Source organism: Streptomyces colwelliae, assembly GCF_048158785.1.
Lineage (GTDB): Bacteria > Actinomycetota > Actinomycetes > Streptomycetales > Streptomycetaceae > Streptomyces.
The window spans coordinates 1-13,484 of record NZ_JBLTJC010000105.1 but is presented as its reverse complement, the minus strand read 5'-3'; the positions used below and the strand labels follow the sequence as shown (position 1 = coordinate 13,484).

Below are 13,484 nucleotides of genomic sequence, written 5' to 3'. Positions count from 1 at the left end.
GCGTTCGGCGTCGATCCGTGCCGCGACTGTTTGACAATGTACTCAAGCAACTGCTTGAGTACATGCCATGACCAGGGTGGAGAAAACGGACCTGCGCCGAGAGGCCGGTCAGCGCACGCGGGACAGTCTGCAGGCTGCCGCCCTGGAGTTGCTCGCACAGCGAGGCCAGGACGGCTTGACACTCCGCGAGATCACGGAGCGCGCCGGAGCCAACGTCGCTGCGGTGAGTTACCACTTCGGTTCGCTGAAGGCGCTGTGCGACGCGGCGATCGAGCACGCCTTGGAGCGGTACCTGGACGCGCAGATGCAGGCCGTCGATTCCCTCGGCTCCGCGCCGACCCTCCAGGAGGTGGCGGCGGCGTTCGCCGGGCCGATGGTGCGCGCGCTCGCGGCCGGTGGACAGGACCTGGCCGTGATGCGGACCGTGGCGCGCGTCGGCATCGATCCGCCCCAGGGCTGGGAGCGGCTGACCGGCAAGTTCGTCCAGAGTCGCCTGGACGTCCTCCGGGTGCTGACGCCCCACATTCCCGGAGTCGACGAGCAGGAACTGATCTTCCGTACGCGATGCGCGGCCGGCCTGCTGAACTGGCTCGCCCTGGCACCCATCGGCGCCGAGCTGGCCACCATGTCCGCCGAGCAGATCGAACGGCAGTTGGTCCCGGTGGTGGCCGGGGCATTCCGCGGGGACGCCGGCGGCGGTCGCTGACCAGGCCTCAGGGGCTGTTGTCCTTCCGAAGACGAGCGCCACGCTCTCGCTGGTCCGACTCGCCGACCGCGCTCACGCCCTCGTCTCGGGTGACAAGGGCGCAGCACTCGGTCAAGTCACACGCCCTGAGCGTCTCTCGGCTCCGGGCGGAAGGGGCACTCGCCGGCGTGGGCCGTGTCGTCGAGGGTGTTCGGTGAACGGTCGGTCGGCGCGGCCCGCGTGCCGTCGGCCTCCTCCGTGGGCGGGGTGAAAGCGACGTCCAGGCGGGTCAGGCCGCGGAAGTTGAGGCTGCGCTGCCACTTCGGGGGCTCGGTGCCGTCGAGACGCAGGTCGGGGAGGCGGGTGAGGAGGGCTTCCAGGACGATCGTGCCTTCCAGCCGGGCCAGCGCCGCGCCGAGGCAGAAGTGCGGGCCGTGTCCGAACGCCATGTGCCGTCCGCCGGGCCGCTCGAAGTCCAGCACGTGGGGATCGGGGAACACCGCCGGGTCCCGGTTGGCGGCACCGCACACCAGGAGCACCGTCTGCCCTTCGGCGATGGTGCGGCCGGCCAGGTCCAGGTCGTGCCGGGCCCGGCGCAGCATCAGTTGCACCGGGGCGTCGTAGCGCAGGAGTTCCTCTACCGCGGCGGGCAACAGGTCCGGCCGCTTGCGCAGTTGCTCGGCCGCGTGCGGGTGGTGGAGGAGAGCGAGGGTGGCGTTGCCGATGAAGTGGGTGGTGGTCTCGTGGCCGGCGATCAGCAACAGGGCGCAGTTGGCAAGGAGTTCGTCGGTGTCCTGGTCGGTGTTCTCGGCCTGTGCGGTCACCAGTGCGCGCAGGCTGTTCGGGGCCGGCGGGGTGTCCGGGCCGGTGAGGAGTTCGCGGAAGTAGGCGAGCATGTCCGCCATGCTCTGCGAGGCCTCGCGGTTACGGTCGGCGTCGAGGCGGGAGTTGCCGATGGCTTCGGCGATCGGCTCGGACCAGGCCGTGAGGACGGCGCGGTCCTCCTGCGGTACGTCGAGGAGGTCGCAGATGATGGTCAGCGGCAGCGGGCGCGCGAGGTCCGCGACGATGTCCATCCGCCCGGTCGGCGCCGCCTCGTCGATGATCCGGTCGACGGCTTCGAAGACCCGGGCGCGCAGTGTCTCAACTGCCCGTGGAGAGAAGGCTTTGCTGATCAGGCCCCGTAGCCGGGAGTGGTCCGGGGCGTCGTTGTAGAGCATCTGCCGACTCAAGACCCGGGCCAGCGGCCGCAGTTCCTCGGACACGGCCTCGATGTCGGGATAACGCACCGAGGACAGGCCCGGGTTGCCCGTGGCGCTGCTGACCACTCCGTGCCCGGTCGCGATCCAGGCGCTCAGGTGACGGTCCCAGAAGAGCTCGTCGGTGTTTCGCAGCTCCTCGTAGAAGTCGTAGAGGCGCTCTTGGACTTGGGGCCGGAAGGCCGGGAGCAGCGAGGTAGTGGTGCGCATCGCGCCAGGCTAGATCATGTACGGACATAGAGGAGTTGCCGTTCCGAACTCAAGGACGTTCAAGGGCATGTGCAGAAGGCGCGGTCACCGTCACGGGTGCTTCTCCTCGGCTCTCCCGTAACGCGTCTCGACGGTCGCGGCGACGACAGCCGCCGAGATCACCAACAGGCCGACGACGAGCGGCAGTTCGACGGTCACGCCTGTCAGGGAACCGGCCAACGCCGTTCCTGCGGAGGCTGACGTGATCTTCAGGGCCGCGACCCAGATGAAGACCTGGCCGCGCGCTCCGCTCGGCGCGTACTCCGTGCGGGCCGCGAGGGTGGAGGCGAAGAAGAAGGAGTTGACGATGCCGGTGAGGGCGTAGGCCGAGACGGTCACCGTGAACGCGGGGCTCGCGGTGACGGTGAGGAGGCCGGCGACGACGCCCAGGGCGAGGCGGCGCATCAGGCGGTCCGGGTCGCCGGTGAGCGGGAAGACCATGACGGCTATGGACCCGGTGAGATTGCCGAGGCCGTACGCGGCGGTCAGTACGGCGGCCGTGGCCGGTTCGACGCCGAGGATCCTCGTCATGTGGACCGCGGTGATCGGCAGGGCGGCGACACTCAGGGCGACGATCATCGTCAGGTAGACGGTGCGCCGCAGCGGGCCGGTGCGGGCGATCAGCGCGAGGGTCGCCCCCGGCCTGAGGATCGCCGACCTGTCACCACCGTGGGACGGCGCGGCGAACGGCAGGAGCAGGACTCCGCCCGCCGCCGCGGCCGCCCCCATCGCGAGGGCGAGAGTCGCCGCGGACGGCGAGACCCAACCCGACAGCGCGGCCACCAGCGACGGGCCGGCGGTGCCTCCGATGCCGTAGGTCGCCACGTCCCAGCCCTGGGCCCGCCGCTGTGTGCGCAGTCGCGGTCGCGGTCCGACGATGGCGGGCAGTCGGCTGCTGATACCGCCGGTCAGCAGCGGCCCGCAGGTGCCGGCCGCGGCCAGCAGGAGCCCGGTGAGTACGACAGGCGCGTGGCCGTACGTCAGCACTCCCGCGGTCAGCGCGGTGGCGTACAGCAGGCAGGCCGCCGCGATGACCTTCCGGCCGTCCCGGGCCACGTCCAACGGCCGCGCGACAAACGGGCCGAGCAGGTGCGGGGCGGTGATACAGGCGCCGAGCACCCCCGCGAGCGTCCCGGAGCCACCCGACGAGGTGACGAGCAGAACGACGGCGACCACGGCTCCGCCGTCGGCCGTACGGGCGAGGGCCGCGGCGACGACGTAGCGCGCGAGCCCGTTGCCAATCTGATCGCCCGCCAGCCCGTTGCCAACCTGGTCACCCTTGCCGCCCTTGCCACCCTTTCCGGGCGAAGGCGGGGCTTCCCACACTCTCCGTGTGCTTGCTATGTGCTACTCACCCATGGTGGTTCGCACTCAGGAGGTGAGCCCGAGGGCGTCCAGCGCGGCGACGACCTCCTGGCGGGCGGTCTCGTCCAGCCCTCGCAGGGGACGCGGCAGGTTCGGTTCTTCCGTCAGGCCGAGGTGGGAGGCGGCGGCGGAGATAACGCGCAGGCTGCCGTGGCGGCGGAAGAGGGCCCACAGCGGTTCGAGGCCTTCGGACAGTTCCGCCGCCTGGTCCGCGTGGCCGGCCTGGGCGGCGCGCGTGAGGGCCAGGGCGGTCTGCGGGAAGGTGCCGCCGATGACCGAATACCAGGCGTCGCAACCGGAGTTCAGGCCGCGGGCGGCCGTCCAGTCGCCGCTCACCCCGATGGTGACGGTGTCGGGGATCAGCGCGCGCAGCGCGTCGACGCGGAGTTCGGCCTCGCGCGGATCCTCGGGCACACCGGGGATCTTGATGGAGCCGACGTTCGGCAACTGTGCGATACGGCCGTGCAGTTCGTCGGTGAAGCGCACGTGCGTGGTGCCCGGGTTGTCGTAGACGCACAGCGGTACGGAGAGTTCGCCTGTGACGTCCTCGTACAGGCCGAACACCTCGTCCTCGGTGAGCAGTTGATACGTCATCGGGGCGAGCAGCACTCCGGAGGCGCCCGCCTTCTGGGCGTCCTCGGCCAGTTCCAGCACGTGCGAGGTACGCAGCGCGCCGATCCCGACGATGACGGGCACCTCGCCGGCGGCCTCCACCGCGATCTTCGCGGCCTGGGCGCGCTGCTCCCGGGTGAGGTAGGCGTAGCCGCCGGTGGAGCCGAGCGCGCCGATCGAGTCCACGCCGGCGGCGGCGAGGCGGGCGACGAGCGCCGCGTACGCCGCTTCGTCGATGCCCTGCTCGCTGGTGGGTGTGAGGGGGAAGGCGCTCAGGCCGCGGAACATGGTGGCTCCTTGAGTGAGTGGGGCATGCGGGTGGGACCAGTGCGTGGGAAAAGCCGGGGGCAGTGGAGGGTTGGGGAATGCGTGTGACGGTCAGGTGGCCGCAGAGCCCAACTCCGTTACGACCGCTGCGAGTTCGGCGGCGAAGGCCTCGGCCTGTGGCTCGGTGACGGTGGAGGCGGTGACCCGGATCGCGCCCTGGTGGGCGGCCGGATCAGGCGCGAAGAGGTGACCCGGCCGCACCGCCCAGCCGCGCTGCGCCAGGGCGGCGACCGCGGCCCGTGCGTCGACGTCGAGTTCGACCCATACGTTCAACCCGTCGGGCCGGTACGGGACTTCGATGCCCTGGGCGCGCAGCCGCTCGACGAGCAGACCGCTGCGCCGGGCGTAGAACTCGCGGGCCCGTTCGTGGAGTTCGTGGATCCGGGGATCCAACAGGAGTTCGCGGGCGATGTGTTGCAGCAGCCGGCTGACCCAGGTGGTGCCCGCGCTCAACCGCGCCTCCAGGCGTGCGGTGGTCTCCGCATCGGCGGCGACGAGGGCGAGACGCAGATCCGGTCCGAGGAACTTGGACACGGACCTCACCAGCGCCCAGCGTGCGCTGCCCGGTGGGGTGACCCGGTGGTACGGCCGCGCGGAGACCGCCGAGAAGTGGTCGTCCTCGATCACGAGCACCTGGGGGTGCTTCGCGAGGATGGCGCGCAGGTCGGCCGCCCGTTCCTCGGTGAGGCTCGCGCCGGTCGGGTTGTGGGCGCGGGGCGTGCAGACGACCGCGCGGGCACCGGCCTCCAGAGCGGCCCGCAGCGCGTCGGGACGCATACCGGCGCCGTCGACCGCGACGGGCGCGGAGCGGTAGCCGCTCAGCCGCAGGGTTCCGATGCTCGCCAGGAAGCAGGGGTCCTCGATCGCGGCCAGATCCCCGCGGGTGAGGTGGGCGTTCAGCAGCCGCTCGGTGGCGTCCACGGCTCCGTGCGTCACCAGCGTGCGGAACGGCTGATCGATGTCCTCGGCGAAGTCCGCGCGGGCCCATGCGTCCAGCCCCGGGTCGATGGCGGGCATGCCGTAGAGCGGCGGGCTGTACTCCCCGCTCCGGGCGGCGACCAGGATGTCGGGCAACAGCATCGGGTCCGGATTGCCGCTGGCCAGGTCGACACAGTCGCTCCCGACACCGGCCCCGACGCCTTCCCGCGCGAGCTGCGGCACCGCGGCGACCACGGTGCCGCCACGCCCCCGTGTCTCTGCCACCCCCGCCTCGACGAGCCGCCGGTACGCGAGGGCGACCGTATTCCGGTTGACCCCCAACTCGGCCGCGAGCGCCCGCACCGGGGGCAGGCTGGCCCGCGGTGCCAACTCGCCCGAGGCGACCTGGTCCCGCACGCTGCCCGCGATCTCGGCCGCGGTGGTGCCCTTGATGCCCACGTGATCAGCTCCGCCCGAACAGAGGGGTTCGTCCTATGCCAAAGTTTGTCCTATGCCAAAGATACGTCATGGGTGGGCTCGGGTGTTCATGGAGTGCGGGTGCGGGTTCGGGGCGAGTGAGCGGATGGGTCAGTGAGCGCGAGCGGTGTCGGGCCGTCGGCTCACGCGATGTGGCGGTTGATGAAACCGTGCCACATGGCCGAGGCATGTTCCGGGGTGTTCCGGTGGCCTCCCCCGAAGCCGAGCAGTTCCTTGTCGGGGCTCACGAAGGCGTCGAACAGCTGGAGTTGCCCCGGGCGCGGGAAGATCTCGTCGTCCCACTGCACGTGGAAGAGGACCGGCGCGGTGACGGCGGAGGCGTCGTCCAGGACGCGGTGCGGTGCGTGAAGTCCCGCATTGATACCGGGAGTTGATTGCGTGCCGAACTTTCCGAACACCGCGCACTTCAGCCCCGGCCCGAGGGCGCGTGCGGCAGCGAGGCCGAAGCGCGTGCCCATGGACAACCCGAAGTACGCCTGACGCGTCGGGTCGGCTGTTCCGACGTCCACCAGGAGATCACGAGCAGCGACCCAGTCCTCAGCCATGCGGTCCAGCACCCGGCCGATACCCTCGGCGGCCATCCGGCTCTGGTACTCCAGCGGCGTGAGAGGCGACGCCACCCGCTCGCCGTGGAACGGACCGTCAATCGCTACGGCCGCGCAGCCGGACGATGTGATCCGGTCGGCCATCGACAGGATTCGGTCGCTGTGGCGATGGCCGCTGCCACCGTGGCCCAGCAGCACCAAAGGGACGGGCCCTGACCGACCGTTCGGCGTCCACACGGTGCCAGGAATCGTCGAGAGAGGCCGGTTGATCACGAACGGGCGTCGTGTGGAGTGATCAGAACCCGGGCGGCAGTCGGACCAGACCACATGCTGACTCACATCGCCATCAAAACACACTGGAGAGGGCCGTCCCCCATGTCAGATCTCGCTGCCGAACTCTCGGCGTTCATGACGCGGTACGAGCAGGCCGCCAACAGTCACGACATCGATCACGTAAGGCCGTTGATCGATCCGGATGCCGTCTATTGGTTCTCCGACGGTTCCCATCGGGGCCTGGGCGAGATCACGGCAGCGATCGAGCAGACCTTCGCGGCCATCCACGACGAGGTGTACGAGATCCAGGATCTCGAGTGGGTTGTCCTGGCCGCCGACCACGCCGTGTGCCGGTATCGCTTCTCCTGGACAGGGGTGGTCGACGGCCGCCCTCGCTCCGGACAGGGACGGGGCACGAACGTGCTCGTGAAGCGGGAGGGCGGGTGGAAGATGCGGCACGAGCATTTGAGCTCCTGAGCTGCGTGTCCGCTCCCGGCACGGCGAGCACACGCACCCGTCCGGACCACAACGCCTGGGGCGGGCAGCTCACGCCACGGCCGGGTCACCCGGACCAGGTCGCGGTGGTCACGCAGGACTGGGGCAAGCGCGGCCGGATCGAGGTGTGGGACGTGCGGAGGGGCACCCGTATGTCCCGGCTGGAAGGCACCCGGCTCGCCTACGCCTCGGACGACCTGGACCGGCTCACGGTCTTCACCCCCGACGGTGACCGGCTCGCCGCCCGCGGCCAGGACCGCCGGGTGGAGTGGTGGCAGGTGGACGAGGAGCGCAGCACCGGACACACCCGTCCTCTCGACGACGTGAGCAGCCTGTTGGGCGTGGCAGGGGACGGGAACCTGGTCGCCGAGCTGTATGGGGACATCGCGCTGTTCTCTCCCCGCAGCGGCATGCTCCTCGGTCGCGTCGAGCGTCCCTCCTCCACGCTGAGCGCCTGGCACCTGAACGGCGACACCCTGCGCCTCGCGAGCGACCACGACACCCTGGCCCTCCACCTCTCCCCCGCCTGCTGGCACGCCACCCTCTGTTCCGCGGCGCCCGGTTCCTTCAGCCCCACTCAGCGCGCGGCCCCGCGCCTGCGCGAGGCGCGGGAAACCCAACCGTGCCCGAGCGATCGCGCGCACCCGGTCGGCAGCCGATTCTGACCACTCAGCGCCAGCCGAGCTCCGGTGCCACCTGGGTCAGGATGCTCTCCAGCACATGGGCGTTGTAGTCGACCCCGAGCTGGTTCGGAACGGTCAGCAGCAGCGTGTCCGCGGCCTGGATGGCCTCGTCCTCCTGGAGTTGCTTCACCAGTACGTCCGGTTCAGCGGCGTACGAGCGTCCGAAGATCGCCCTGGTCGTGTCGTCGATCATGCCGACCTGGTCCCGCGAGTTGCGGTCGTTGCCGAAGTAGGCCCGGTCCATGTCGTCGGTCAGGGCGAAGATGCTGCGGCTGACGGACACCCGCGGCTCCCGCGTGTGGCCCGCCTCCTTGTACGCCTCGCGGTACGCCTCGATCTGCTTGCGCTGCTGGACGTGCAGCGGCTCGCCGGTCTCGTCGTCCTTCAGGGTGGAGCTCTGCAGGTTCATCCCCAGCTTCGCGGCCCAGACGGCGGTCGCGTTCGAGCTGGAGCCCCACCAGATCCGTTCGCGCAGCCCCTCGGAGTGCGGCTCGACGCGCAGCAGCCCCGGCGGGTTGGGGAACATCGGCCGCGGGCTCGGCTGCGCGAACCCCTCGCCCTCGATCACCTTCAGGAAAGCCTCGGCGTGCCGGCGGGCCATGTCCGCGCCGGTCTCGCCCTCCGCCGGCGCGTAACCGAAGTAACGCCAGCCGTCGACCACCTGCTCCGGTGATCCACGGCTGATGCCGAGCTGCAGTCGGCCGCCGGAGATCAGGTCGGCGGCACCGGCGTCCTCGGCCATGTACAGCGGGTTCTCGTAGCGCATGTCGATCACGCCGGTGCCGATCTCGATCTTCGAGGTCCGGGCACCGATGGCCGAGAGCAGCGGGAACGGACTGCCCGCCTGCTGCGCGAAGTGGTGGACGCGGAAGTACGCACCGTCCACGCCCAGTTCCTCGGCGGCGACCGCCAGGTCGATGGACTGGTGCAGGAAGTCGGCAGCGGACCGGGTCTTGGAATGCGGACTCGGCGACCAGTGACCAAAGGAGAGAAAACCAATCTTCTTCACGCAGCCTGAAGCGTCCGGCCGCCACGTTTGATTCCCCGCGCCGACATGGTGTGACCAGGCCATCCGCCCGACGTGACCATCGAGGACGGCGAGAGCGAACCAGCGGGCCGCTGTGAGGGATCGGCAATGGCGTGCCGGTTCCTCACGGGCCGGTTGAGCGATCACCCCTCAGGGGAGACTTCTACAGCACTGTAGATTGAAGCGTGTGGCCGTACGCCGTAGCGGCCTTGCCCACCGGAAGAAGGCAGACCTGATGTTCGGCTTGAGCGAACTGGCCCTGATCCTCCTCGTCGTCGTGGTCGTCCTCGGGATCAAGAAGCTGCCGGAGCTGACGCGTTCGGCGGGCAAGGCGACCCGGATCTTCAAGAGCGAGGCCAGGGCGCTCAAGGGGGACGACTCCCGGCGCCCCTGACGACGCGGGGGACAACTGAGATCGGGACGTGCCGGTCCGGCCGGCCGACTGACCGGCTGACCGGCTGACCGTTGGGATCACTCGCTCACCGCTCGGCCAGTCCTGCCGCTCGGCTAGTCCTGCTGGGCGGCGAACAGTTCCAGGTGTGCGCAGGTGGGGCAACGATAGGCGTCGATCTGCCAACGCGGTCGGCCCATCCTCTTGGCATTGCCGAGTGGACCTCGCTGGAGGGGGCCCGCGATCCACCGCGCGAACCCGCGGGCGTGCTGCCCGGAGTCCTCGACGAAGCCCGGCTCCAGCCCCACCGCACCGCATTGGGTGCACCGTATGTTGTTCATCGAGGAAGTGTAGTGATCGACTGCGGGCGCCCGTCGTCAAGGTCGGTTCCCAACGCCCCGTCCGACACCCGGAGTTCGGACGTCGGACAGGACCACCGCCGCCAAGTCGCCCCCGGATGCGGGAGATACGGGAGCAGATCCCGGAACGCGCGACAGGCATCCAGGCCGACCCCGGTCAGCCCGGTCAGGAAATCCTTGCGGGGCGCGTGCGGGGCTCGGCCCGCCAGCCGCGCCCCATCCGTACGGAGCTCGAACTCAGCGCGCTCCCAACGGACTTGCGCAGGCCGATCTACCGACCCTCACCCAGGTCGACCGACCTACGCGGCCCCTCCCCCACCAGTTCTCAGACACCTACGCCGAAGTCGGCGGCGATCCCGGCCAGTCCGGCCGCGTACCCCTGGCCGACGGCGCGGAACTTCCACTCCGCACCGTTGCGGTACAGCTCGCCGAAGACCATCGCGGTCTCGGTCGACGCGTCCTCGGACAGGTCGTAGCGGGCGAGTTCGGCGCCACCGGCCTGGTTGACGACGCGGATGAAGGCGTTGCGGACCTGGCCGAAGCTCTGCCCGCGGGACTCGCCGTCGTGGATCGAGACAGGGAAGACGATCTTGTCGACCTCGGCCGGTACGGCGGCGAGGTCCACCTTGATGGACTCGTCGTCGCCCTCGCCCTCACCGGTGGTGTTGTCGCCGGTGTGCTCCACCGAACCATCGGGGCTCTTGAGGTTGTTGTAGAAGACGAAGTGCTGGTCGGAGACGACCTTGCCCGAGGCGTTGAGCAGCAGCGCCGAGGCGTCCAGGTCGAAGTCGGTGCCGGTCGTGGTGCGCACGTCCCAGCCCAGGCCGACCAGCACGGCCGTAAGCCCCGGCGCTTCCTTGCTCAGCGAGACGTTGCCACCCTTGGACAGGGAAACACCCATGACTGATCCCTCCACACACGCCGACGGTTCGGGTCCGCGGCACGGACCCGAACCAGAATCTACAACACTGTAGAAATAATCGAAGGGGACGATACGGCCGAGTGGTACCGCGTCGATACGATGGGACGATCGCGCCCCCTCGACGGCACACGCGACCCCGCGGCGGCACGCAGGAAGGAGACGGAGCGTGGCGAGACCGGATCCGCGCCCTCAGCGCCGGGCCCAGGGCGAGTTGGAGACCCAGGTACTCACCGTCCTGCGCACGGCCGACGTGCCGGTGACCGCGGCCTGGGTGCAGGAGCGCCTGGACGCCGAACTCGCGTACACGACCGTGATGACCGTGCTGAGCCGGTTGCTGGAGAAACAGGCCGTGACCCGCGTACGGGAGGGCCGTTCGTTCGCCTGGTCGCCGGCCGCGGACGAGGCGGGACTCGCCGCGCTGAAGATGCGCAGAGTGCTCGATCGCGAGCAGGATCGCCGGGCGGTGCTGGCCAGTTTCATCACCTCCCTGCCGGAGGACGACGAGCGGTTGCTGCGCGACCTGCTGGACCAGGCCGCCGACGAGTCGGCGGGCTGAAGTCCCGTGGGCGTCTTCGTCCTCCTGCCGCTCGTCCTGCCGTTGACGGCCTGGCCGATCGCCCACCTGGCCACCCAGCATCTGCATCCACGCACCGCCACGGGCCTGTTGAGCGCCATGGCCGCCGTCATGGCACTGTGCAGCACGCTGTGCCTGGGCCTGCTGATGGTGGTCGGCACCGCCCAACTACCGGGCAATCCACTACCGGACGGCTGGTCGGACCCCGAGGTGCGGGAGAGCGTTCCCCACGACGAGATCGTGGGGAAGGCCGCGATTCCCGTCCTGCTCGCCGTGGTCACGGGCTGCGGCCGAACTCTGTGGCGCCACTGCCGAGTTCGGCGACAGGCCCACGCGGCACTCGCCGGCCTGCGTGACACATCGGTCGCGATCCTCCCCGACGACGAGCCGTACGCCTACGCCCTCCCCGGCGGCCCACGTGACCGGATCGTGGTGACCACCACCCTGCTCGCCTGCCTCGACTCCCGGGAACGCCGGGCCCTGTTCGCCCACGAGCGGGCCCACCTCACCGCCCGGCACCACCGCCACCTGCTGGTCGCCCAACTGGCCGCCCGGGCCAACCCGTTCCTGCTCCCGCTGCGTACGGCGGTCTCCTACGTCACAGAGCGCTGGGCGGACGAAGAGGCCGCCCGGTCCGTCGGCAGCCGCAGAGCCGTCGCCCGCGCGATCGGCAAGGCGGCCCTCGTCTCCCGCACCACACCGGCGCCAACGCTCGCGGCCCTCGCGGCGCCGGGTCCTCTCCCCCGCCGGGTCGCCGCCCTGCTGGCCCCGCCGCCCCCGGCACGCACCTGGCCACCGCTCTTCACCGCCGTGGGCCTGGCGCTCTGGAGCGCGGCGGCGGGTGCGGCCCTGTCCGCGACGTTCTCGGCGAACTCGGCCGTGACACTCCTGCTGCTCCTGCACGCGGCGACCCCGCTGTAGGCAGAAGGTCCACACGACCGACACGCGGTACGGAAGCGGGGCCCGGCCGGGAGTCCGACGCATCCCGTGCGTGGCCGACAGGGCTCAACTCCCGTCGCCCACAGCGCTGTTGCACTCAGCGACGAGACGGGATCACAGGTCGAACTTGATCGCACCCTTGCCCGCCGGGGCCGGCTGCCGCTCCCGTGTCCGGGGTGGGGGCCGAACATCCGGCCGGCAGCGCCCCCGCCTCTATACCCCCTCGACGGACCGCCTCAGACCGACGGTCCACCCCGTGGGTCAGTTGCTGCCGTCCGTGACGAAGTCGGGCAGGTCCGTGGACAGGAGCTGCTCGGCGCCGTTGTCGAGGAGCCGCTGCATCTCGTGGGAGCGGGGCAGCATCGTCTTCTCGTAGGCGTGGATGGCGTCGTCGACGGTGTGGTGGTCCGCGATGGCCAGGGCGAGTTCGCAGGCGTCGAGCATGGCGAGGTTGACGCCGACGCCGAGCGGGGGCATGAGGTGGGCGGCGTCGCCGAGCAGGGTGATCGTGGGGCTGTGCTCCCAGGTGTGCGGGACGGGAAGCGCCTGGATGGGGCGGTCGACGTAGGGGCCGTCGTTGTCGGTGATCAGCCGGCGCAGGCGGGGTGACCAGTCTCGGTACTGGTCGAGGAGGAACGCTCGGATGCCATCGGTGTCCAGGGCGGTCAGACCCCGGGCGGTGATCCAGTCGGCGGGGACGCGCTGGATGGCGTAGACGCGGATGTGGTCGCCGCTGCTGCGCTGGGCGAACAGACCGCGGTCGCCGTCAGCTGCGGCGGCGCTGCCCTGGCCGACGAGTTCGGCGATGTCGGGGTGCCGGTTCTCGACGTCGTCGAACCAGGCTTCGAGGAAGCTGACGCCGCTGTACCCAGGGGTGGCCGGGGAGACGGCGGCCCGGACCTTGGACCAGGCGCCGTCGGCGCCGATGACGAGGTCGGCCTCGACGGTGGTGCCGTCGGTGAAGTGCAGTTGGCGGGGTCCTTCCGCGGGGCCTCCGACGGACCGGAGGGTGTGTCCCCACCGCACGGTGCCGGGCTGGAGCGAGTCGAGGAGGAGGTCGCGCAGCTGGCCGCGGTCGATCTCCGGCTTGAAGCTCTCGCCTTCTTCGGGGGTGTGGTGGAAGAGGATCGTGCCGGCCGGATCCATCTGCCGCGACTCCTGCCCCTCGGGGCGGGAGCGTCGGAAGAACTCCTCCAGCAGTCCGGCTTCGCGCAGGGCGATCTGGCCGTTGTCCTCGTGCAGATCGAGGGTTCCGCCCTGGTTCCGCGCCTCGGGACCGGCCTCGTGGTCGTGGACGGTGGCGGTGATGCCGTGCCGCTGGAGGATGCGGGCGCAGGTCAGGCCGCCGGGACCGGCGCCGATG

15 protein-coding genes are annotated in these 13,484 nt (G+C 70.5%); 6 read left to right on the top strand and 9 right to left on the bottom strand.

Going from position 1 to position 13,484, the window contains the following annotated elements; translation table 11 throughout:
• The first annotated feature begins 67 nt into the window (after window positions 1-67).
• Complete coding sequence (locus tag ACNFOC_RS22550) at window positions 68-706, top strand: TetR family transcriptional regulator (protein ID WP_416960909.1); 639 nt, start codon at window positions 68-70, stop codon at window positions 704-706.
• A 116-nt stretch (window positions 707-822) separates the two neighbouring features.
• On the opposite strand, the gene ACNFOC_RS22545 is transcribed toward ACNFOC_RS22550, so the two are convergent.
• The 5 genes from ACNFOC_RS22545 to ACNFOC_RS22525 all read right to left on the bottom strand — a co-directional run bounded on the left by ACNFOC_RS22545 (window position 823) and on the right by ACNFOC_RS22525 (window position 6,602).
• Entirely contained in the window at window positions 823-2,154 is a 1,332-nt protein-coding gene (locus ACNFOC_RS22545; RefSeq protein WP_416960908.1) for a cytochrome P450, read from the bottom strand.
• A gap of 90 nt (window positions 2,155-2,244) precedes the next feature.
• Window positions 2,245-3,519 (bottom strand): MFS transporter, encoded by a 1,275-nt coding sequence (locus tag ACNFOC_RS22540; protein WP_416960906.1) that lies wholly within the window; start codon window positions 3,517-3,519, stop codon window positions 2,245-2,247.
• A gap of 45 nt (window positions 3,520-3,564) precedes the next feature.
• Window positions 3,565-4,458 (bottom strand): dihydrodipicolinate synthase family protein, encoded by an 894-nt coding sequence (locus ACNFOC_RS22535; RefSeq protein ID WP_416960905.1) that lies wholly within the window; start codon window positions 4,456-4,458, stop codon window positions 3,565-3,567.
• Between the two features lie 90 nt (window positions 4,459-4,548).
• Complete coding sequence (locus ACNFOC_RS22530; RefSeq protein WP_416960904.1) at window positions 4,549-5,874, bottom strand: aminotransferase class I/II-fold pyridoxal phosphate-dependent enzyme; 1,326 nt, start codon at window positions 5,872-5,874, stop codon at window positions 4,549-4,551.
• Window positions 5,875-6,035: 161 nt separating this feature from the next.
• Complete coding sequence (locus ACNFOC_RS22525; protein WP_416960903.1) at window positions 6,036-6,602, bottom strand: dienelactone hydrolase family protein; 567 nt, start codon at window positions 6,600-6,602, stop codon at window positions 6,036-6,038.
• Window positions 6,603-6,785: 183 nt separating this feature from the next.
• Here ACNFOC_RS22525 and ACNFOC_RS22520 point away from each other — a divergent pair, with 183 nt between their 5' ends.
• Window positions 6,786-7,208 (top strand): YybH family protein, encoded by a 423-nt coding sequence (locus ACNFOC_RS22520; RefSeq protein ID WP_416960902.1) that lies wholly within the window; start codon window positions 6,786-6,788, stop codon window positions 7,206-7,208.
• Window positions 7,209-7,213: 5 nt separating this feature from the next.
• Window positions 7,214-7,891: a WD40 repeat domain-containing protein gene (locus ACNFOC_RS22515; RefSeq protein WP_416960901.1), complete on the top strand. Its 678-nt coding sequence runs from the start codon at window positions 7,214-7,216 to the stop codon at window positions 7,889-7,891.
• A gap of 4 nt (window positions 7,892-7,895) precedes the next feature.
• On the opposite strand, the gene ACNFOC_RS22510 is transcribed toward ACNFOC_RS22515, so the two are convergent.
• The gene (locus tag ACNFOC_RS22510) at window positions 7,896-8,918 is read right to left on the bottom strand and encodes an LLM class flavin-dependent oxidoreductase (RefSeq protein WP_416960900.1); all 1,023 of its coding nucleotides are present in this window, start codon (window positions 8,916-8,918) and stop codon (window positions 7,896-7,898) included.
• 205 nt (window positions 8,919-9,123) lie between these two features.
• Here ACNFOC_RS22510 and ACNFOC_RS22505 point away from each other — a divergent pair, with 205 nt between their 5' ends.
• Window positions 9,124-9,330 carry a twin-arginine translocase TatA/TatE family subunit gene (locus ACNFOC_RS22505; RefSeq protein WP_416960899.1) on the top strand — a complete coding sequence of 69 codons (207 nt, stop codon included), beginning with the start codon at window positions 9,124-9,126 and terminating at the stop codon, window positions 9,328-9,330.
• 113 nt (window positions 9,331-9,443) lie between these two features.
• On the opposite strand, the gene ACNFOC_RS22500 is transcribed toward ACNFOC_RS22505, so the two are convergent.
• Together ACNFOC_RS22500 and ACNFOC_RS22495 are read right to left on the bottom strand one after the other, a co-directional pair.
• Complete coding sequence (locus ACNFOC_RS22500) at window positions 9,444-9,635, bottom strand: hypothetical protein (protein ID WP_416960925.1); 192 nt, start codon at window positions 9,633-9,635, stop codon at window positions 9,444-9,446.
• A gap of 376 nt (window positions 9,636-10,011) precedes the next feature.
• Window positions 10,012-10,587 carry a TerD family protein gene (locus tag ACNFOC_RS22495; RefSeq protein WP_416960898.1) on the bottom strand — a complete coding sequence of 192 codons (576 nt, stop codon included), beginning with the start codon at window positions 10,585-10,587 and terminating at the stop codon, window positions 10,012-10,014.
• A gap of 187 nt (window positions 10,588-10,774) precedes the next feature.
• Here ACNFOC_RS22495 and ACNFOC_RS22490 point away from each other — a divergent pair, with 187 nt between their 5' ends.
• The gene (locus ACNFOC_RS22490) at window positions 10,775-11,164 is read left to right on the top strand and encodes a BlaI/MecI/CopY family transcriptional regulator (protein WP_416960897.1); all 390 of its coding nucleotides are present in this window, start codon (window positions 10,775-10,777) and stop codon (window positions 11,162-11,164) included.
• A gap of 6 nt (window positions 11,165-11,170) precedes the next feature.
• Window positions 11,171-12,103, top strand: a complete 933-nt coding sequence (locus ACNFOC_RS22485; RefSeq protein ID WP_416960896.1) for a M56 family metallopeptidase — start codon at window positions 11,171-11,173, stop codon at window positions 12,101-12,103.
• Window positions 12,104-12,382: 279 nt separating this feature from the next.
• Here the strand turns inward: ACNFOC_RS22485 and ACNFOC_RS22480 are convergent, their stop codons facing one another.
• The gene (locus ACNFOC_RS22480) at window positions 12,383-13,483 is read right to left on the bottom strand and encodes an FAD-dependent oxidoreductase (protein WP_416960894.1); all 1,101 of its coding nucleotides are present in this window, start codon (window positions 13,481-13,483) and stop codon (window positions 12,383-12,385) included.
• Between the last annotated feature and the right edge of the window lies 1 nt (window position 13,484).

Excerpts from the sequence above, each read along its gene's own strand:
- ACNFOC_RS22550 (WP_416960909.1), top strand. The coding sequence starts at position 68 with ATGACCAGGGTGGAGAAAACGGACCTGCGCCGAGAGGCCGGTCAGCGC.
- ACNFOC_RS22535 (WP_416960905.1), bottom strand. The coding sequence starts at position 4,458 with ATGTTCCGCGGCCTGAGCGCCTTCCCCCTCACACCCACCAGCGAGCAG.
- ACNFOC_RS22545 (WP_416960908.1), bottom strand. The coding sequence starts at position 2,154 with ATGCGCACCACTACCTCGCTGCTCCCGGCCTTCCGGCCCCAAGTCCAA.
- ACNFOC_RS22525 (WP_416960903.1), bottom strand. The coding sequence starts at position 6,602 with ATGGCCGACCGGATCACATCGTCCGGCTGCGCGGCCGTAGCGATTGAC.
- ACNFOC_RS22520 (WP_416960902.1), top strand. The coding sequence starts at position 6,786 with ATGCTGACTCACATCGCCATCAAAACACACTGGAGAGGGCCGTCCCCC.
- ACNFOC_RS22495 (WP_416960898.1), bottom strand. The coding sequence starts at position 10,587 with ATGGGTGTTTCCCTGTCCAAGGGTGGCAACGTCTCGCTGAGCAAGGAA.